Genomic DNA, 17,402 nt, shown 5'->3' on the forward strand with positions numbered 1-17,402 from the left:
AGGACGCCCCGCTTAACGGACCGGGCGGCGCGCTGGGAACGTCTGCGGTACGAGATTTCCGGCCACGCACGGGAGTACGACATGCGGACAGCAGCCAGAATCGGACTCAGTACCAGGAGCGCCCCGGCCGTCGCCTGTGCGGCGCTGCTCCTCACCACGGCCTGTACGGCCGGCACGACCGACTCGACGGGAGTGTCGGCGGCGGGGAAGCCGACGGTACGGCTCGCCCTCGGGGTCGACGCCTCGTACGCCCCCATCTATCTGGCCGTGGAGCGCGGCATGTTCGCGGACGCGGGCGTCAACGTCGAGCTGGTGAAGACCGAGGGCGGCCCGGCGGCGTCCGAGGCGGTGACGGCGGGCACCGCGCAGATCGGGCTCAACTCCGACTCCACCGCCCTGCCCCTGATGGTGACCAACCCCGATCTGCGGGCCCTGGGCGTCTTCCAGACCTCGGACCGCTATCTCAAGGTCGTCCTGCGCGACGGCATCGAATCCCCGAAGCAGATCAAGACGATGGCGTCGATCGGCGGCCTCGGCCTCTACTCGACGCACCGGTATCTGCTGCACAACGGCATCGACCCCGACTCCGTGAAGATCGTGGAGAGTTCACCGCCGGAGATCCCCGGCCTGCTGGAGCAGGGCTCGATCGACGCCTACATCCTCTACGAGCCCTGGGCGGCCCGGGGCGACGCGGCGGGCGGTCACATCGCCGGGCGTATCGGCGACTTCGGGGTGCGGTACGTGCAGTGGCTGCTGGCCGACCAGAGCTGGCTCAAGGACAACGAGGACGTCGCCGGCAAGATCTTCAAGGTGGTGGCCGAGGCGGACAAGATGGTCACCGACGATCCCGCCGCCGCGGCGAAGGCGTCCAACGCGCAGGTCAAGCTGCCCGAGGACCAGACGGTGAAGGTCCTGCCGGAGATCACCTTCGCCGCGCGCGGCATCACCGACTCGGACCTCACCGAGTCGAAGAAGATCGTCGACTTCTTCCTCCAGCAGAAGCTGCTCAAGAAATCGCCGGACCTGAACACCACCCTGCTCAAGGGCTGGTACGAGCAGCACGCCAAGTGAGTTCGACGCTTCCGGTGACGCAGGCGGCGCCGTCCTCCTTGAGCACGGCGGCGTCGAGCGTGACCCGCGTTCCCTCGTCGCAGGGCTCGGCCGTGCGTACCGTCGCGGTCCAGGTGAGCCGCTCACCGGCCACGGCGGTGGCCCGGTTGCGCCAGCTCACCGACGCCAACTCGGCCTCGGGCCCGGCCCAGTCGAGGGCGTGCCGGGTGAGGGTCTCGCCGTGCAGTGTGGACTGGACGACGACGTCCGGGAAGCCCTCGGTGGCGGCGAACGCGGCGTCGTAGTGGATGCGGTGGGAGTTCCAGGAGACGGCACTGAACCGGAACAGCTGTACATGGCTGTGGTGGTACGTCTGTCGCGGGCAGGTCTGGCCCGCGGTGGGAGGAGTCATGCGGCGGCTCCAGCGGCGGGGTGGGCGTCGCCTTCCGAGTGTGTGTCGGGCAGGTCGAGTACGACGATCGTCTCGTCCATGGCCATGAGTTCCACTCCGTCCCCTGTGTCTTCCGCTGTGAAGCGGGTCGTGATGCCGAGCAGGACGAACTCGCCGGACCGGCCGCTGCGGTGGTCGGCCGAGGTGATGGCCCGTTCCGCGGTGACCCGGGTGCCCGCGAGCACCGGTCCGCCGAGCCGGACGGACTGGCCGCCGTGCACATGGCGTACCGGCAGTCCTTCGGTGCAGGGCGCCTCCCGGGCGGCGAGCCCGTCGCGTTGCAGGGCGTCCTCGGTCGGGCCGTCCTGCCAGCTCAGCGTCCCGGCGAGGAAGAGCGGCGGGGCGACGACGGGTTCTCCGGCGGCCTCCTGGGCGCGGGCGCGGCGGATGTAGTCGGCGTCGTTGAGGGAGGCCGCGTACCGGCAGAAGTCCTTGACGGCCAGGACACCGCAGTCGTCCTGCTCCCACTCCCCGATCAGCTTCCGGGCCCTCCCGAGCACCTCCTCCAGTGCCGCGCTCACCGCAGCGACCTGCTGATGCCGAGGGCCGCCGCGCGCAGCGCGACCGCGTGGCCGGGCGGATCCATCCGATAGGTGGGAGCGGTGATGGACAGCGCGCCCACCAGGGTGTCCTGGCGGCTGAAGACGGGCACGGCCATGCTCGTGTAGCCGAGGCGGATCTCCTCGGCCTCGGTGGCGATGCGCTCGGCCCGGATGCGTTCCACCTGGGCGCGCAGTCGGCCGGGCGAGGTCACCGTGTGCCGGGTGAAGGGCTTCAGGCCGTTTCTGACGACCTCGGCGAAGAGGGTGGGCGGGGAGAAGGCGAGGATCGCCTTGCCGGTGGCCGTGCAGTACAGCGGGAGCCGGCCGGCGACCCGGGACTCCTGGTTCAGCCCGCGGTGCGGGAAGAGTTTCTCCAGGTAGACGACGTCGAGGCTGTCGTGGATGGCGAAGTGGATGGTCTCCTGGGTGGCCAGCAGCAGGTCCTCCATGTACGGCTGGGCCACCTCGCGCAGGATGCGCTGGCGGTGCACGCGCTGGCCGATCTCGAACAGGCGCAGCCCGAGCCGGTAGTCGCAGCCCGCGCGTTCCAGGAGGCCCCACACCACCAGTTCCTGGGCGAGCCGGTGCACGGTGGCCTTGGCGACACCGGTCCGACGGACCAGTTCGGCGAGGGAGAGGCTGTCGTCCTCGGCGGTGAAGGCCTCCAGGATCGGCCTGACCTTGCCCAGGACCGAGTTCATGGGGTCCGGGCCGGGATCCGCGTCCCGGGGAACGGCCGACGGGATGCCCGACGGGAGGTTCGGCGAGATGGTCGACGCGGTGTTCGACGGGGTGGTGGCGGTCACGGTCATGGGAAGTGCCTCCCGGTCGTTCGTTGCCCTCCGGAGAACGGAACCATGGCCTCATGGACGGTGGCCATGGTCGGTTGTTAATTCACGGTGACCCGGAGCCGGAGCCCGTCAACGCGCCGCGTCGAGGAAGGCCAGGCTGAGCGGGTTGTAGAGGTCCGCCTTCTCGTGCTGGGGCCAGTGCCCGCACTCGTTGAAGATCTCCAGGCGGGCCCCGGGGATGGCGGCGGCGATGGCCTCGGCCTCCGGGACGTCACCGAACGGGTTCTTGTTGGCCCACACCACGAGTGTGGGCGCCTTGATCCTGGCCATGCGGTCCGGCCGGAGCAGGTTGCGCTCCCGGGTCTCCACCTCCTGGAGGGCCAGCAGGTTGTGCAGGTTCCGCTGGAACTCGGGCTGGTGGTAGATCTCGTACCGCACCTCGGTCAGCTCGTTGCCGAAGTCGTCGTCCCACTCGGCCCACAGCAGGCGCAGCCGGTCCCGGGTGAGGGAGATGTCGTCCTCCAGGGCGGCGGCCCGCGTCGAGGTCTTCAGGCGTTCCATCACCGCCGGGTTGACCTTCGTACCGCCCATGCACAGCAGTTGGAGCGAGGCGACCCGGTCCGGGTACTCGCTCGCCGCCCAGGACGACACCCAGCCGCCCAGCGACTCGCCGACCAGATGCGCCCGTTCGGCGCCGACGGCGTCCAGGTAGGACATCAAGTGCTCGACGTACGCCGGGATTTCACCGGGCCGGTCCGGTTTCCCGGTGTAGCCGTGGCCGAGCATGTCGATGGCGTGGCAGCGGTAGCCGGCCGAGGCGTGCACCGGGATGTTCTTGACGAACGCCTCCAGATGGCCGGTCGTGCCGTGCAGGAACACGACGTGCTCGCCGTCCTCCGGACCGGCTTGCAGGGCACGGGTGTTGATGTCGCCGGTCTCGACGTAGGTGTGCCGGTAGTCGATGCCCGACAGTGCGGTCCAGATGCTCATCGCTGCCTCTCCTCGGTGTGTACGGGGTCCAGGACGGCGACCGCCATCCCGGTGAGCCACTCGGGCATGGGCTCGTATGCCAGGCGCCGGCCGGGGGCGTGGTCGAGCAGGGCCGTCATCAGCAGCCAGGTACGGATCTCCTGGGCGCCGTTGCCGGCCGTCTTCTCCACGTCCTCGGTGGTGAGTCGGGTGACTTGGTGGGTCTCGCCGCGCTCGACGAGGGACAGGAACTCGTCGTCCCACCCGGGGTTGAGCGCGGCCTCGGCGGCGCGGATGATCTCGCGGCGCCGGACGTCGTACTCCTGCCAGTTGGTGCGCCCGTCGAGCCAGGCGCCGACCATGAACTCCTCGTCGTCGCCGTGCGGTTGACGCCAGTCGGGCCAGGGCAGCCGGTGCGAGAGTCCGCCGGAGCCGATGACGGCGACCCGGCGGTTGCCGGGGAAGGCAAGCACGGCCTCCCGGATCGCGCGGCCCAGGCGCTCGCAGCGGTCGAGGGTCGGCAGCGGAGGGGCGAAGACGTTGATGACGATCGGTACGAGGTCCACGTCCAGTCCCTCCAGGAGGTACTGGACGGCGTGCGACTGGCCGTGGTCGATCTGGAGCCGGGCGGAGAAGGCCGCGTCGAAACGGCCGCTCTCCACGAGGGACCCCGCGATGTACCGGGCGAGCGGCACATCCACCGGCAGCGGCCCCTTCGGGGTGCCGGACTCGCCGCTCGCGACGCACTCACCGACGCCGATCGTGAAGCTGGGGATCAGGTCGAGCCAGAAGCCGCGGAAGTGGTTGGAGCCGACGAGGATCACCGTGTCGGGCCGGGCGGCGGCGAGTTCGTCGCGCGCGGCCTTCAGCGCGTCGCGGAAGCGCTCGGCCCGGTCCTTGTGGAGGGTCTGTTCCCAATGGGTGTTCATCAGCGTGCTGTGCGAGGCGCCGACGCCCAGGACGATCTCGGTCATGCCGTTCCCTCCAGCTCGGCGCGGGTCCGGGTGACGGTGTCGACCGCCGTACGGACCAGATGCCGCGTCAGCTTCTCCATGGCCCGTACGGAGACGGTGTTCATGCCCCGGGCGAAGTCGATCTCGAAGGGCGCGTCGGCGACCTTCGGCATGCCGACCCGTACGGTGGGGATGCCCCGGCCGCGCAGGATGTTGGCGTCGGTGGCCCCGCTGTTGCCCGCGATCACCTCGTGCTCCCGGCCCTCCAGGGCGGCCCAACTCGCCTTGGCCGTACGGCAGATGAAGCTGTCGGGGTCGGTGCGCGTCCCGGGGATCGCGAGGATCATCTCCGTGCCGATGTCGATTCCCGGCAGCTTCTCCCGTACGGCGTCGATGGCCGCGACGAACTCCCGCTTGGCCTGCATCGGCGTCGTGTCGGGGCCGATGCGCAGGTCGACTCTCAGGGTGCAGGCGGCCGGGGTGACGGCGGCCATGCGGGGCCAGCCGCCGCGTACGGAGGAGACGATGCCCTGCGGGGAGACCGTGCCGCCGGTGTGCCGCTCGGCGTACTCGGCGAACCACTCCTCCAGATGCTGGACGACCTCGCCGGCGCGGGCGATGGCGTTGTCGTACGGGAGGCGGTGGCGCGAGCCGACGTAGGTGTGCGTGCCCCGGACGGTGACCTCGAACCAGACGAGACCGACCTCGTCCCAGGAGACCGTCCAGCCGGGCTTGGCGATGACCGCGTAGTCGGTCCAGACGCCCTGCTCCAGGAGGAACGAACAGCCCACGCCCTGCCCGGTGTTGAGCCGCGCACTGCCCGGCCGGGCGTTGGTCGGCATGCCGCCCGCGCCGAAGGCCGCGACCAGGTCGCCGGTGAGCGGAAGTCCTGCGCGGGCGATCGCCTCGGCGGCCATCATCACGCAGGCCGCGTGCCCCTTGGGATTGGAGGCGCCGAGGCCGGTGACCAAGTCGCCCTGGACGGCGGCCCGGGGGCGCATGTCGTCCCTCAACTCCGGGCCGATCCACGGGAGATCCTCGCTCTCCTCGCCCACGGTGAGGGTGTCGATGGGCGCGTAGAGCATGAGGTCGGGGCCGGTGCCGTCGCCGGGGAGGCGGGCGTGGGCATTGGCCTGGCGGTCGTCGAGCGGCTGGACCCTGGCATCGCATCCCGAGGCCTTGAGCGTGTCGGCGATGTGGGCGGCGAGCGGGGCCTCGTCGCCGGTGGGGCTCGGGATGTCGACGAGGCCGGTGATCAGGTCGCGGAGGCGGTCGCCGGTGATGTGCGACCAGGCATCCTCGGTCCAGGCGCGGCGGTGGGTGTCGAGGCCGTTCAGACCGTCGTGGTTCACTGGTTGATCCTGTGGACCTGGGTCATGGTGGTGCGCGCGAAGCGCTTCCTGGCGATGGGGAGCCCGATGGCGATCGCGGCTCCGGCCAGCAGGGTGAGCAGGGTACGCACGCTCACGCCTCCTTCTCTGTGGCTGAGTCGGCAGCTGAGTCGGCGCCCGTCGCGGCCAGTTTCTTGCCGTACTCCTCCTCGCTGAGGTTCCGCCAGGCGGTCAGCGAGATGTCGGGGCGGTAGAGCTTCTCCGGGGGCGCGTCGGTGACGTCGACCATCCAGGCGTCCTGGCCGGAGAACTGGCCGTGGAACAGCCAGCGGATGGCGCCCAGGTACTTGGCGTAGAAGCGGAGGGTCTGCCAGCCCTCGGTGAAGTTGACCATCACGCCGACGTAGTTGTGGTGGTCGGCGTCGACGGGGACGTAGAACTCGTAGTGGATGAAGTTGGGGTAGGCGATGCGCAGGATGCCGGGCATCGCCAGGGACGCGAAGCCGGGGAACTCCTGGGCCTCGATCGTCGGGTTGACGCTGTCCGCCTTGCCGGTGTTGCCGATGTTGAAGGTTTCCTTCGGCGGCCGGTACTTCCACCAGCGCTTGTTGGACCAGTGGCCCACACCGGGGAAGTCGGCCTCCCAGTACACCTCGTCCTGGACCCGGAAGATCCAGCGGCCCTTGGGCACGATCCGGGTGATGTTCCAGGTGGGCATCGGCTTGAAGAGCCGCCAGAGGGCCGTGCGGTGCAGGTACTTGGCGTGGCCCTCGTCGAAGCCGTTCTCGCAGGCGAAGCGCCAGTTGCCGCCGCGCGGCTCGATCCGGCCGCCCATCACGAAGCCGTTGCCGACGAGTTCCTCGGGCAGCTGGGTGTCGATGGGGTGGGGTTCCTCGTCGGCGACGGGGATGTACACCCACACCATGCCGAGGCGCTCCTCGACGGCGTACGTCCGTACCTCGACCTTGCCGGTCAGCCGGCAGCCGGGGCCGTCGGTGATGACCGCGGCCAGCTTGCCGGTGGGCAGGTCGAACGTCCAGCCGTGGTACGGGCAGCTGACGGTGCCGGGGAACTGCTGGTCGCCCTCGGAGAGCGGTACGCCCCGGTGGGGGCAGCGGTCGTGCAGCGCGTACGCCTTGCCCGCGTCCCGGATCAGCGTGATCTTCTCGCCGCAGATCGTGAACGGAAGTGGTTTGGTGGTCAGGTGGCTGGACCACGTGACCGGATACCAGTACCCGCGGAAGCCCGAGCCCGCGGCGTCGTAGTGGGGCCACGTCGACCAGTCCTGCCGGCCGGGCGCGCCCGTCGCCGTGCGCTTCGCCCGGCCCGTCCTGCGGGGGGCGAGCGATCCTCCACCCGTCGTCTCACCCGTCGTCATCGTGCGTGACCTCCTGCTGGCGTCTGCTGCCGTCGGGACATGGCGTCGAGCATCGGCCGTCGCGCCGGGTCCGCCAACGGACCCGTTCCGCTGAACAGACCGCCCGCGCCCCGGTCCCCCGGCGTCCCGTTCAGCGGACCCGCACCCGTGCGGGTGGGCGGCGCGCTGTCCTACGGTTCGGCCAGGCCCGGTCGTCGAACTCCCTGTCGAACTCCCGTCGTCCGCCCGGAGGGCGGGTCTCGCCGGGGGCGCCGGACGTCGCGAGGCGGGCGGGAGTTCGACGACCGGGCCCGGGGCCCGCACCCCGCCGATGACCTGTCGAACACCCGGTGGTCAGCCGCCGGCAGACGAAGGGATCGTGATGACGAAGGCCATGGAGGCCGAACCGGCGCGCGCCCCGGCAACGGGCAGGCGCGGTGCGGCCGTTCGGGTCGAGGGGATCGACATCCGGTTCGGCTCCTTCCACGCCGTACGGGACGTGTCGCTCGACATCGCCGCCGGAGAGTTCCTGTGCCTGCTCGGACCGAGCGGGTGCGGCAAGTCCACCCTGCTGTCCGCGCTGGCCGGGTTCGTCGCCCCGCACGACGGCGGCCTCACCGTCGACGGCGCCCCGGTGACCGGCCCCGGCCCGGACCTCGGGATGGTGTTCCAGAGCAGCGAGGCGCTCTTCGACTGGATGACGGTCCGCCAGAACGTGGCGTTCGGGCCCCGGATGCGCGGGAGTTCACGTGCCGAGCAGACCGCGCTGGCCGACGAGTACCTGGGCCTGGTCGGGCTGCGGCACTGCGCGGACCGGTTCCCGAGCCAGCTGTCGGGCGGTATGCGACAGCGCGTGCAGATAGCGCGGGTGCTGGCCAACCGGCCGAGCGTCGTGCTGATGGACGAGCCGTTCGGGGCGCTGGACGCGCAGACCCGGCAGGTGATGCAGGAGGAGATGGACCGTATCCGGCGGGTGTCGGGCTGCACGGTCGTGTTCGTCACGCACGACATCGACGAGGCGATCCTCCTCGCCGACCGGATCGCCGTGATGACGGCGGGCCCGGCCGCGTCCATCAAGTCCGTCTACCCGGTGGGCCTGCCCAGGCCCCGGGACGTCACCGAACCGTCCGCCGCCGAACTGCGCCACCGCCTCCGCCAGGACATCGGCGAAGAGGTACGCAAGGCCCTGCGCGACCAGGGGCTCGCCCTTGAGGAGGACCTGTGACCACCGCGACCCTCGACACCGCCCCGAAGCCGCGCGTCGAACGCCGTCCGGCGGGCGCCGCCCGGCTGGGGCTCCGTACGGCCGGCCTCTATGTCGTGTCCGTCCTGCTCGGCATCGGTGTCTGGCAGTTGCTGGCGATGAGCTACGGCCCCTCGCTCGTGGCGTCCCCCCGGGAGACCCTGTCGGCGGCCGGCGATCTGGCCGCCGACGGCACCCTCACCAACTCTGTGATCGCGTCGAGCCGCCGGATCCTGATCGGCTGGGGACTCGGCCTCCTTGTGGGCATACCGGTCGGGCTGCTCATCGGGCAGATCCGGATCGTGCGCCAACTCCTGGAGCCGTACATCGAGTTCTTCCGGTTCATCCCGCCGGTCGCCTTCGTGACGCTGGCGGTGGTGTGGCTGGGCATCGGCGAGTCGTCGAAGGTCGTCCTGATCTTCTACACGTCGGTCTTCATCGTCATCCTCAACACCAGTGCCGGGGTGATGGCGGTGAGCGAGTCGAAGCTGCGGGCCGCCGCGAGCCTGGGCGCGGGCCGCCGTCAGATCCTGACCGGGATCGTGCTGCCGTCGACGGTGCCGCACATCGTCACCGGGGCGCGCCTCGCGATGGGCAACAGCTTCCTGACCATCGTCTCGGCGGAGATCGTCGCCGCACAGGTGGGGCTGGGCTCGCTGATCTGGACCTCCCGCAACTACGGCCGCATCGACTGGGTCTTCGTCGGGATCATCACCCTGGGCATCCTCGGGTTCGTCTTCGACCGCGTGCTGCGGATCGTCGCGTCCCGCATCCTGCGTCGATACGGAGTGAAGCTGTGAGCGGCGAGTACGCGACGACGGGCACGTCACGCGCCCTGGTTCTGGAGGAGTTCGGCTCCCTGCCCCGGCTGGTCGAGCGGCCGGTGCCCACGCCCGCGCCCGGGCTGACCGTCGTACGGATGCTGGCGGCGCAGGTGGGCCATCTCGATCTCAACATCGTGGACGGGAGGTTCGGGATCCTGCCCGATCTTCCGGTGGTGCCGGGCACCAACGGCAGTGGGATCGTGCTGAGTTCGGACACGCATCCCGAGGGCGGTCTGGTCAGGGTCAACGGCAAGGGGGTGGGGCTACGGCGGGACGGCTGCTGGGCGGAGCACGTCGTGGTGCCGGACGCGGCCGTGACGGCGGTGCCCGCGGGCACGGACCCCGCGCTGGCGTGCGGTTTCTTCTCCCCGGCCGGCACTGCCTGGGCGGCCGTGCACTCCGTCGCCGCCGTACGGCCGGGCGAGCGGGTCCTGGTGACCGGGGCGGCCGGTGCGGTGGGTTCCCTGACGGTGCAGGTCGCGGCGCGGGCCGGGGCCGAGGTGATCGGCGTGGTCGGCCGGCCGGCGAAGCTGGACCACGTGCCCCCGGCCGCGAAGGCGGTGCTGGCGGCCGAGCTGTCCCCGGAGTCGGTGGGCGGGCCGATCGACGCGCTCATCGACACCGTCGGCGGCCCGGTCCTGCGGGACGCCCTCGATCTGGTGCGCCCGCGCGGACGTGCCGTCCTCGTCGGCTACACCGCGGGCCGCGAGTTCGGCGTGGACCTCGCGGACTTCCTGCTGGCCGATGTGTCGCTGCTGCCCGTGAACCTGATGACACGGGGCCGGGAGGTCGCCGCCGACGCCGAACGGCTGCTGGCGGAGCTGAGTTCCGGCGAACTGACCCTGCCGATCGAACGCCACTCCCCCGAGCGGCTCGCCGAGGCGGTGACCCGGCTGCGCAGCGGGGAGGCCATCGGCAAGGTCGTCCTCGAACTCGGCTGAAGCGCCACGCAGTTGACCAACGGCCCGGTGAGCGGACCCGTTCCCTTGGGCGGACGGGCGCTCCCACCGGACGATCGGAGCATGGATCACATGGACGTCATGGACCTCATGGACATTCAGGCCCCACCAAAGGGTGCCTACGCGACGGCGGACGGCGTCGACTACCACTACATCGAGCTGGGCGAACCCGGGGGCAGCCCCACGGTCTTCCTGCACGGCGGCGGCCCCGGCTGCACCGGCTGGTCGGACTTCGGCCAGGTGGCCCCGCTGTTCGCCGAGGACCGCCGCTGCTTCCTGGTCGACATCCTGCAGTACGGCAAGTCCGCGAAGCCCGTCATCGAGGGCCCGATGTGGGACTACCACGCCGCGAAGACGGTGGCCCTGCTGGACTCCCTCGGCGTGGAGCGCGCCGACTTCGTCTGCAACTCCTGGGGCGGCACGATCGCGCTCAACCTGGCCGCCAAGTACCCCGAGCGCGTACGGTCGTTGGTGATCACCGGCAGCATGCCCGTCTTCCACGGCCCGCTCGCCCCGCTCCCGGAGGGCGGTCGCCGCGGCCGCAACGCCCGCGACGTCTACTACGGCGGCACCGGCCCGTCCCGGCAGAAGATGCGGGAGCTGATCGCCCGCCTGGAGTGGTACGACGCGGACGCCGTCCCCGAGGGCACGGTGACCCTGCGCTATGAGCAGAGTCTCGACCCCGAGGAGACGGCACTCGCCGGGGCGTCGGACAACCCGCGCGGCGACTGGCAGGACCTGACCGCCGAACTCGGCCGTATCACCGCGCCGGTGCTCTTCCTGTGGGGCATGTACGACGCCTTCCTGACCCCGGACTATCCGCTGATGCTGGCTCGCATGGTCCCGAAGGGGAACCTGCATGTGATGAGCGAGGTCTCCCACCATCCGCAGGAGGAACGGCCGTACGACTACCACGCGGCCGTGACAGGCTTCCTGAACCAGCGCCACGGCTGAGGTCGGGGAGGCGGAGGAAACGTGACCGCATTCGAGAGCGGGACAGTCCCGCGTGTCGTCGAACTGACCAGCCCCTTCACCCGCTTCGCCGGCCGACTGCTGGTCGGCCTCGGCTACGAGGTGGTGCTGGTGGAGCCCCCGGAGGGCGACCCCGACCGGCACGGCCCCGACGGACCCGACGGCCACGACTTCGCCCACTGGCACGCCGGCAAGCGCTCGGTGATCCTCGACCGGGGCACCCCTGAGGGCACGGACGCGCTGCGCGGACTGCTGGCGGGCGCCGACGCCGTCCTCGACGGGACGGCGGGCGGGGTGCGGACGCTCGCCGAGGGGCTCGATCACCTCGTACACGTCCGTGTCACCCCGTTCGGTCTCGTCGGTCCGCGCAGCGACTGGCAGGGCGGCGACCTCGTGGTGGCCGCGACGGGCGGGATGCTCGCCCAGGTCGGCGACCCCGACGGCCCGCCGCTGCGGCTGCCGGAGAACCAGGCCGAGCACCTCGCGGGCGTCAACGCGGCGATCGCCGTCCTGCTGGGCCTGCGGGCACGCCGCCGGGGGCCGGGGCAGCTGATCGACGTCTCCGCGCAGGCGTGCGTCGCCGCCGCCCTGGAGGCCGGCACCCTCGCCTATCTGCACGAGGACCGGGTGCCGCCCCGCCCGGGACGCGTGCACCCGCTGGTCCCGCACGGCTTGTTCCGGGCCGCCGACGGCTACCTGGGCGGCGGCCTCGGCGGCAGCCCGCGCATGTGGGACGCGCTGCTGGCCTGGCTGGTCGAGGAGGGCGCGGCGGCCGATCTCGCCGAGCCGAGGTGGCAGGACCCCGTCGAGCGCAAGACACACCAGGAGCACGTGTTCAAGGTCGTCCAGGATTTCGTGGGCCGGTGGCCCAAGGCGGAGTTCGCGGAACGGGCCCAGGCCCGGAAGCTGCCGTGGGCGGCGGTGGACCTGCCCGCGGAGCTGCCGGACAACCCCCAGCTCACCGACCGTGGCTTCTTCACCCAGGTGGAGGGCCGCACCGACCTGGGCTTCCCGTTCGCGTTCCCGGAGGGCCACCGGATCACCTCGCTCTCGGTGCGGGGCCCGGGCGCCGACCAGGCCCTGCTGGACGAGCAGCGCACGGTACGACCGGTCGTCGCCGGCTCCCCTACCGTGCCCGCCCTGGACGGCGTACGGGTCCTGGACCTGACGTGGGTGCTGGCGGGCCCGTACTGCACGAAGGTCCTGGCCGACCACGGCGCCGACGTCATCAAGGTCGAGTCGGCCGGGCGTCCCGACCCGACGCGGTTCGCGCCCTTCATGCATCTCTCGCGCGGCCCGCACACGGACCCGGACACCAACGGCTACTTCAACGAGGTCAACCGGAACAAGCGCGGTATCGCGCTGGACACGCGCACCGAGGAGGGCGTGGCGGTGCTGCGCGACCTCATCGCGAACTGCGACGTCCTCGTGGAGAACTTCAGCGCCTCTGTCATGCGCAAACTCGGCCTCGGCTACGAGACGTTGCGCGAGATCAACCCCGGCATCGTCTACGTCAGCATGTCGGGCATGGGCCACACCGGGCGGCGCGCCGACTGGGTGTCGTACGCCGACACGGTCTCGGCGGCCGGCGGGCTGACCGGGCTCACCGGCTGGGGACCGGACGACGTGGTGGGCGTCATCTACGGGCACGGGGACATCGTCGCGGGGCTCCAGGGTGCGCTGGCCACGGTCGCCGCGCTGGAGCACCGGACCAGGACCGGCCGGGGACAGCACATCGACCTCTCCCAACTGGAGGCGATCGCCGCCCACATGGGCACGAGCGTCCTCACCTCCGCACGGTCGCCGATGGGCAACTCGCACCCCCGCTGGAGCCCGCAGGGCGTGTACCGGAGCCTGGGCACGGACCGCTGGCTGGCGGTCAGCGTGCGCTCCGACGAGGAGTGGGCGGGCCTGTGCGAGGTGATCGGACGTCTCGAACTGGCCACCGACGCAAGGCTGTCGACGGCCGAGGGGCGCCGGAAGGAGAGCACCCTGGTCGACGGTGTCCTCGGCGAGTGGGCCCGCACCCTCCCCGCCGACGCCGCCGCCGAGCTGCTTCAGGAGCACGGGGTGCCCGCCGGAGCGGTGCAGGACGGACGTGAACTCGTCGAACACGACCCGCAGTTGAGGGCCCGCGGCTTCTACGTCCGGGTCGAGCACCCGGCCGCGGGCGCCTTCCTCCAGGAGGGCGTGCCGATCCGGCTCACCCGGACACCGGGCGGTATCCGCAGGCCCGCTCCGCTGCTCGGCGCGGACACCGAGGAGGTGCTGAGGGAGGTGGCGGGCATCTCGCCCGAGCGGCTGCAACTGCTCCACGAGGCCGGGGTGTTGCGTTGATCTCGACCCTGCCGGAACTCGTCGACGCGGCAGCCGGCACGTACGGCGACCGGGTCTTACTGCGCATCGGGGACACGACACGGACGTACGCCGAGACCCGCGAGGCCACGGCCACCATGGCCGGGGCGCTCGCCGCACAGGGCTGCCGGCCGGGCGACCGGGTCGCGGCCCTGCTGTCCAACCGGATCGAGCTGGTCGACCTTGTCCTCGGCTGCGCCTGGCTGGGCGCGGTCGTCGTGCCGTTGAACACGGCACTGCGGGGGCGGTCGCTGCGGCAGGTGCTGCATGATGCGCAACCTCAATTCCTGTACGCCGAAGGCGAGTTGGCAGATCGAGCGGTCGAGGCCGGTCATCGGGGCGTGGTGTGGGTGGCAGGTGCGGCGGATGTCCCCGCGCCCGGTGCCACGGCCCCGCTCCCGCCTGCCCCGGTCCGGCCGGAGGACACCGCCGCCGTCCTCTTCACCTCGGGCACGACGGGGACGTCACGCGGAGTCCGTTGCCCCCAGGGCCAGTTCGTCCACTGGGGCCGCAATGTCGCGGACGCCCTGCGCCTGACCGCCGACGACACGGTCCACACCGCCCTCCCCCTGTTCCACACCAACGCCCTCAACACCCTCGCGCAGGCCATGACGGTGGGCGCGAGCTGCACGGTCGACGCCCGCTTCTCCGCCTCGCGGTACTGGTCGCGGGTGACGGACTCCGGGGCCACGGTCGTCCATCTGCTCGGCGCGATGGCGCCCATGCTGCTCGCGCAGCGGCCGGGGCCGTACGACCGCGCCCACCGGGTGCGGTGCGGTCTGTCACCGGCGACCCCGGCCGCCGCCTGGGAGGCCTTCCGGGAGCGGTTCGGTGTCACCCTCGTCGACGGGTTCGGGTCCACGGAGACGAACCTCGTCCTCGGATCCACGCCCGAGGAGTACCGGCCCGGGTACATGGGCACCCTGCGCGAGGGTTTCTCCGCGCGGGTGGTGGACGAGGGGCTGGCACCGGTCGCGGACGGGATCCCCGGTGAACTCCTTGTCCGCAGCCACCGGTTGAACGCCTTCTCGACCGGCTACCTCGGCGAGCCCACGCTGCCCTCCGACTCCTGGCGCCGCACCGGCGACCGGGTGATCCGTGAACCCGACGGCTGGTACCGCTTCGTCGACCGCATCAAGGACGTCATCCGCCGCCGGGGAGAGAACATCTCCTCCGGCGAGGTCGAGTCGGTGGTCCGCTCCCATCCGGCGGTCGCCGAGGCCGCCGCGTTCCCGGTCGCCTCCGAACTGGCCGAGGACGAGGTGATGGTCGCGGTGGTGGTACGGGCGGGCGGCGCGCTGGATCCGGCTGACCTGGCCCGGCACTGCGCGCACGAACTGCCCGCGTTCGCCGTGCCCCGGTACATCGAGACGGTGGCGGAACTGCCGCTCACCGAGACCGGGAAGATCCGCAAGGCCGTGCTGCGGGAGCGCGGGGTCACGGCCGGTACGTGGGACCGTACGGCCGACAGCTCCGCGAGGTGACGTCCCGTTCACCGGACCGAATCCATGGGCCGGAACCGGGGCCCGTCCCTACGCTCCCCGGCCATGGACGTTCCTGAACAGACCCCCTTGCGCCTAGGTGTCCGTGTGCCTCCCTGCGACCGGGCGGACCGGGTGCTCGAAACCGTGCGCCGTGCCGAGGAGTTGGGCTTCGACGACGTCTGGTTCCCCGACTCCCAGCTGCTGTGGCGGGACGTGTTCACCACCCTGACCGTGGCCGCCCTGGGCACCGAGCGGATCGGGCTGGGGACCGCCGTCACCAACCTGGCGACCCGGCACCCGGCGGTCGTCGCCTCGGCCGCGCGCAGCGTGGCCGAACTGGCACCCGGCAGGTTCACGCTCGGCCTCGGCGTGGGCAACAGCTCGGTGGGGCCCGTCGGACTGCGCCAGACCACCTCGGCGGCGATGCGTGAAGGGCTGCGGACGGTGCGGACGCTGCTGAACGGGGAGGAGTGGGACTTCGAGGGCAGGGCCAGGTCCCGGCTGCGCGATCCGCGCCCCGAAGTCCCCCTGCACCTGGCCGCGAGCGGCCCGAAGAACCTGCGGCTCGCGGGCGAGGTCGCCGACGGTGTGATCCTGCTCAGCGGCATCTCGCCGAGGACGCTCACGAGCGCCACCGCACGCGTCCGCGAGGGCGCCGAGGCTGCGGGCCGTGACGCCGACACCCTGCCGCTGACCGTCTCCGCGTTCTGCGCGGTGACGGACGACGTCGAGGCCGAGGCCCAACTCCTCAAGCCCATCTGCGCGTCGATCGCCCAGAACGGCGGAGCTGGTTTCCTGGCCCTCGCGGGCATCGACGTCGACGTTCCCGCGACGGTCGAGGGTGTCTATCCGGACCTCGTGCACGCCGAGGACTGGAAGGCGGCCGTGGAGATCTGCTCGGAGTGGATCAGTGACGAGGCGGCGGTCCAATTCGCCCGGGAGTTCTGCCTGTTCGGCACCGCAGAGCACATCGCGTCCCGGCTCCGCGACCTCAACTCTGCAGGAGTGTCCGGGGTGTTGCTGCAACACGTCGGCTCCTACGACCCACCCACCGACCTGATCGAGGCGGTCGGCGCCGCCGTACTGCCGACGCTCTCCCTCAAGGTGCCTTAGTGAAGGGGTGCGTTGTCGGCTATAGGCCGGTGGGGGCTGGTCGCGCAGTTCCCCGCGCCCCTAGGTATGCGACCGGCGCCGATCGCTTTTAAGGGGCGCGGGGAACTGCGCGACCAGCCACGACGCACCTGCAGCCGACAACGCACCACCCACCCCCGTACAGGAACAGGAAAAGGCAGGTCACCGATGACGAACCCCCTGAACACCCTGCGGAAGGGCTACGCGCCCAGCCCCTTCGGCCAGTTGCACTACGTCGAGCACGGCACGGGCGACCCCGTGCTGATGCTGCACCAGACCCCTCGCTCCTGGACCGAGTACCTCGACGTGCTGCCGCTGGTCGGCGCGACGCACCGGGCGATCTCCATGGACACCCTGGGCTACGGCGCCTCCGCGAAGCCCGACGGACCGCATTCGATCGAGCGGTTCGCCGATGCCGCCGACGCGCTCATCGAGGCGCTGGGGCTGGAGCGCTTCCATCTCGTCGGGCATCACACGGGCGGGGTGATCGCGGTGGAGCTGGCCGCCCGTCATCAGGACCGGGTCGCCGGACTGCTGCTGTCCGCCACCCCGTTCGTCGACGAGGAGAAGCGGCGTACGGCGGGTGAGCGCAAGCAGATCGACCATGTGGTCCCCCGGCCCGACGGCTCGCACCTGGTCGAGCTGTGGAACCGCCGCCGCGACTTCTACCGACTCGGCGAGGAAGCCGCCCTCAACCGTTTCATGGTGGACGCCCTGACCGTCCTCGACCGGGTCGAGGAGGGCCACGAGGCGGTGCGACGGTATGCCATGGACCAGCGGCTGCCGTACATCACCGCCCCCACCCTGGCCGTCTGCGCCCCCGGCGACCACTACTCCCTGCCCGGCCTGGAGAAGTTCGCCGCCGCGCTGGGCTGCGAGACCCGGGTGCTGTCGGGCGGGCACGTGCCCGTCCCGGAGCAGCTGCCGCAGGAGTTCGCCGAGGTGGTCCTGGAATGGGTGACGCGGGGCTGATCGGCGGCAGCCCCGCGC

The 17,402-nt window shown here is 71.4% G+C and carries 16 protein-coding genes; 9 read left to right on the top strand and 7 right to left on the bottom strand.

Translation table 11 applies throughout. From position 1 onward, the window contains the following. The first annotated feature begins 81 nt into the window (after positions 1 to 81). Entirely contained in the window at positions 82 to 1,071 is a 990-nt protein-coding gene (locus ACFYXF_RS18280; RefSeq protein WP_389350603.1) for an ABC transporter substrate-binding protein, read from the top strand. Here the strand turns inward: ACFYXF_RS18280 and ACFYXF_RS18285 are convergent. From ACFYXF_RS18285 to ACFYXF_RS18315, 7 genes are all read right to left on the bottom strand, one after another. Further along, positions 1,040 to 1,462, bottom strand: coding sequence for an acyl dehydratase (locus ACFYXF_RS18285; protein WP_389350604.1), 423 nt, complete (start codon positions 1,460 to 1,462; stop codon positions 1,040 to 1,042). The genes ACFYXF_RS18280 and ACFYXF_RS18285 overlap by 32 nt on opposite strands. After that, positions 1,459 to 2,022 carry a MaoC family dehydratase N-terminal domain-containing protein gene (locus tag ACFYXF_RS18290; RefSeq protein ID WP_389350605.1) on the bottom strand — a complete coding sequence of 188 codons (564 nt, stop codon included), beginning with the start codon at positions 2,020 to 2,022 and terminating at the stop codon, positions 1,459 to 1,461. Before ACFYXF_RS18290 ends, ACFYXF_RS18285 begins: the two co-directional genes overlap by 4 nt. Continuing rightward, complete coding sequence (locus ACFYXF_RS18295; RefSeq protein WP_389350606.1) at positions 2,019 to 2,855, bottom strand: IclR family transcriptional regulator; 837 nt, start codon at positions 2,853 to 2,855, stop codon at positions 2,019 to 2,021. Before ACFYXF_RS18295 ends, ACFYXF_RS18290 begins: the two co-directional genes overlap by 4 nt. A gap of 108 nt (positions 2,856 to 2,963) precedes the next feature. Beyond that, entirely contained in the window at positions 2,964 to 3,824 is an 861-nt protein-coding gene (locus ACFYXF_RS18300; protein WP_389350607.1) for an alpha/beta fold hydrolase, read from the bottom strand. Further along, positions 3,821 to 4,777 carry a catechol 1,2-dioxygenase gene (locus tag ACFYXF_RS18305; protein WP_389350608.1) on the bottom strand — a complete coding sequence of 319 codons (957 nt, stop codon included), beginning with the start codon at positions 4,775 to 4,777 and terminating at the stop codon, positions 3,821 to 3,823. Before ACFYXF_RS18305 ends, ACFYXF_RS18300 begins: the two co-directional genes overlap by 4 nt. Then, positions 4,774 to 6,108 (bottom strand): M20 family metallopeptidase, encoded by a 1,335-nt coding sequence (locus ACFYXF_RS18310; protein WP_389350609.1) that lies wholly within the window; start codon positions 6,106 to 6,108, stop codon positions 4,774 to 4,776. The genes ACFYXF_RS18305 and ACFYXF_RS18310 overlap by 4 nt, the downstream gene beginning before the upstream one ends. Before the next feature lie 112 nt (positions 6,109 to 6,220). Next, the gene (locus ACFYXF_RS18315) at positions 6,221 to 7,465 is read right to left on the bottom strand and encodes a Rieske 2Fe-2S domain-containing protein (RefSeq protein ID WP_389350610.1); all 1,245 of its coding nucleotides are present in this window, start codon (positions 7,463 to 7,465) and stop codon (positions 6,221 to 6,223) included. A 361-nt stretch (positions 7,466 to 7,826) separates the two neighbouring features. Between ACFYXF_RS18315 and ACFYXF_RS18320 the strand changes: the two genes are divergently transcribed. From ACFYXF_RS18320 to ACFYXF_RS18355, 8 genes are all read left to right on the top strand, one after another. Continuing rightward, positions 7,827 to 8,669 (top strand): ABC transporter ATP-binding protein, encoded by an 843-nt coding sequence (locus tag ACFYXF_RS18320; RefSeq protein ID WP_389350611.1) that lies wholly within the window; start codon positions 7,827 to 7,829, stop codon positions 8,667 to 8,669. Beyond that, positions 8,666 to 9,487, top strand: a complete 822-nt coding sequence (locus ACFYXF_RS18325) for an ABC transporter permease (protein ID WP_389350612.1) — start codon at positions 8,666 to 8,668, stop codon at positions 9,485 to 9,487. Before ACFYXF_RS18320 ends, ACFYXF_RS18325 begins: the two co-directional genes overlap by 4 nt. Continuing rightward, the gene (locus ACFYXF_RS18330; protein ID WP_389350613.1) at positions 9,484 to 10,452 is read left to right on the top strand and encodes a zinc-binding alcohol dehydrogenase family protein; all 969 of its coding nucleotides are present in this window, start codon (positions 9,484 to 9,486) and stop codon (positions 10,450 to 10,452) included. The genes ACFYXF_RS18325 and ACFYXF_RS18330 overlap by 4 nt, the downstream gene beginning before the upstream one ends. Positions 10,453 to 10,551: 99 nt before the next feature. Next, positions 10,552 to 11,424, top strand: a complete 873-nt coding sequence (locus ACFYXF_RS18335; RefSeq protein WP_389350764.1) for an alpha/beta fold hydrolase — start codon at positions 10,552 to 10,554, stop codon at positions 11,422 to 11,424. A 21-nt stretch (positions 11,425 to 11,445) separates the two neighbouring features. Further along, positions 11,446 to 13,779, top strand: a complete 2,334-nt coding sequence (locus ACFYXF_RS18340) for a CoA transferase (protein ID WP_389350614.1) — start codon at positions 11,446 to 11,448, stop codon at positions 13,777 to 13,779. Beyond that, a complete protein-coding gene (locus tag ACFYXF_RS18345; protein ID WP_389350615.1) occupies positions 13,776 to 15,281 on the top strand; it encodes an AMP-binding protein in 1,506 nt (501 codons plus the stop codon). Before ACFYXF_RS18340 ends, ACFYXF_RS18345 begins: the two co-directional genes overlap by 4 nt. Positions 15,282 to 15,344: 63 nt before the next feature. Further along, positions 15,345 to 16,394, top strand: coding sequence for an LLM class flavin-dependent oxidoreductase (locus ACFYXF_RS18350; RefSeq protein WP_389350616.1), 1,050 nt, complete (start codon positions 15,345 to 15,347; stop codon positions 16,392 to 16,394). 186 nt (positions 16,395 to 16,580) lie between these two features. Next, the gene (locus ACFYXF_RS18355; protein WP_389350617.1) at positions 16,581 to 17,384 is read left to right on the top strand and encodes an alpha/beta fold hydrolase; all 804 of its coding nucleotides are present in this window, start codon (positions 16,581 to 16,583) and stop codon (positions 17,382 to 17,384) included. The last annotated feature ends 18 nt before the right edge of the window (positions 17,385 to 17,402 follow it).

Source organism: Streptomyces sp. NPDC002680 (genome assembly GCF_042889145.1).
GTDB lineage: Bacteria > Actinomycetota > Actinomycetes > Streptomycetales > Streptomycetaceae > Streptomyces > Streptomyces adonidis.

Bases quoted from the DNA above. Each gene is read 5' to 3' on its own strand.
- ACFYXF_RS18280 (WP_389350603.1), top strand. From the start codon at position 82: ATGCGGACAGCAGCCAGAATCGGACTCAGTACCAGGAGCGCCCCGGCC.
- ACFYXF_RS18285 (WP_389350604.1), bottom strand. From the start codon at position 1,462: ATGACTCCTCCCACCGCGGGCCAGACCTGCCCGCGACAGACGTACCAC.
- ACFYXF_RS18295 (WP_389350606.1), bottom strand. From the start codon at position 2,855: ATGACCGTGACCGCCACCACCCCGTCGAACACCGCGTCGACCATCTCG.
- ACFYXF_RS18300 (WP_389350607.1), bottom strand. From the start codon at position 3,824: ATGAGCATCTGGACCGCACTGTCGGGCATCGACTACCGGCACACCTAC.
- ACFYXF_RS18305 (WP_389350608.1), bottom strand. From the start codon at position 4,777: ATGACCGAGATCGTCCTGGGCGTCGGCGCCTCGCACAGCACGCTGATG.
- ACFYXF_RS18315 (WP_389350610.1), bottom strand. From the start codon at position 7,465: ATGACGACGGGTGAGACGACGGGTGGAGGATCGCTCGCCCCCCGCAGG.
- ACFYXF_RS18320 (WP_389350611.1), top strand. From the start codon at position 7,827: ATGACGAAGGCCATGGAGGCCGAACCGGCGCGCGCCCCGGCAACGGGC.
- ACFYXF_RS18335 (WP_389350764.1), top strand. From the start codon at position 10,552: ATGGACCTCATGGACATTCAGGCCCCACCAAAGGGTGCCTACGCGACG.
- ACFYXF_RS18350 (WP_389350616.1), top strand. From the start codon at position 15,345: ATGGACGTTCCTGAACAGACCCCCTTGCGCCTAGGTGTCCGTGTGCCT.
- ACFYXF_RS18355 (WP_389350617.1), top strand. From the start codon at position 16,581: ATGACGAACCCCCTGAACACCCTGCGGAAGGGCTACGCGCCCAGCCCC.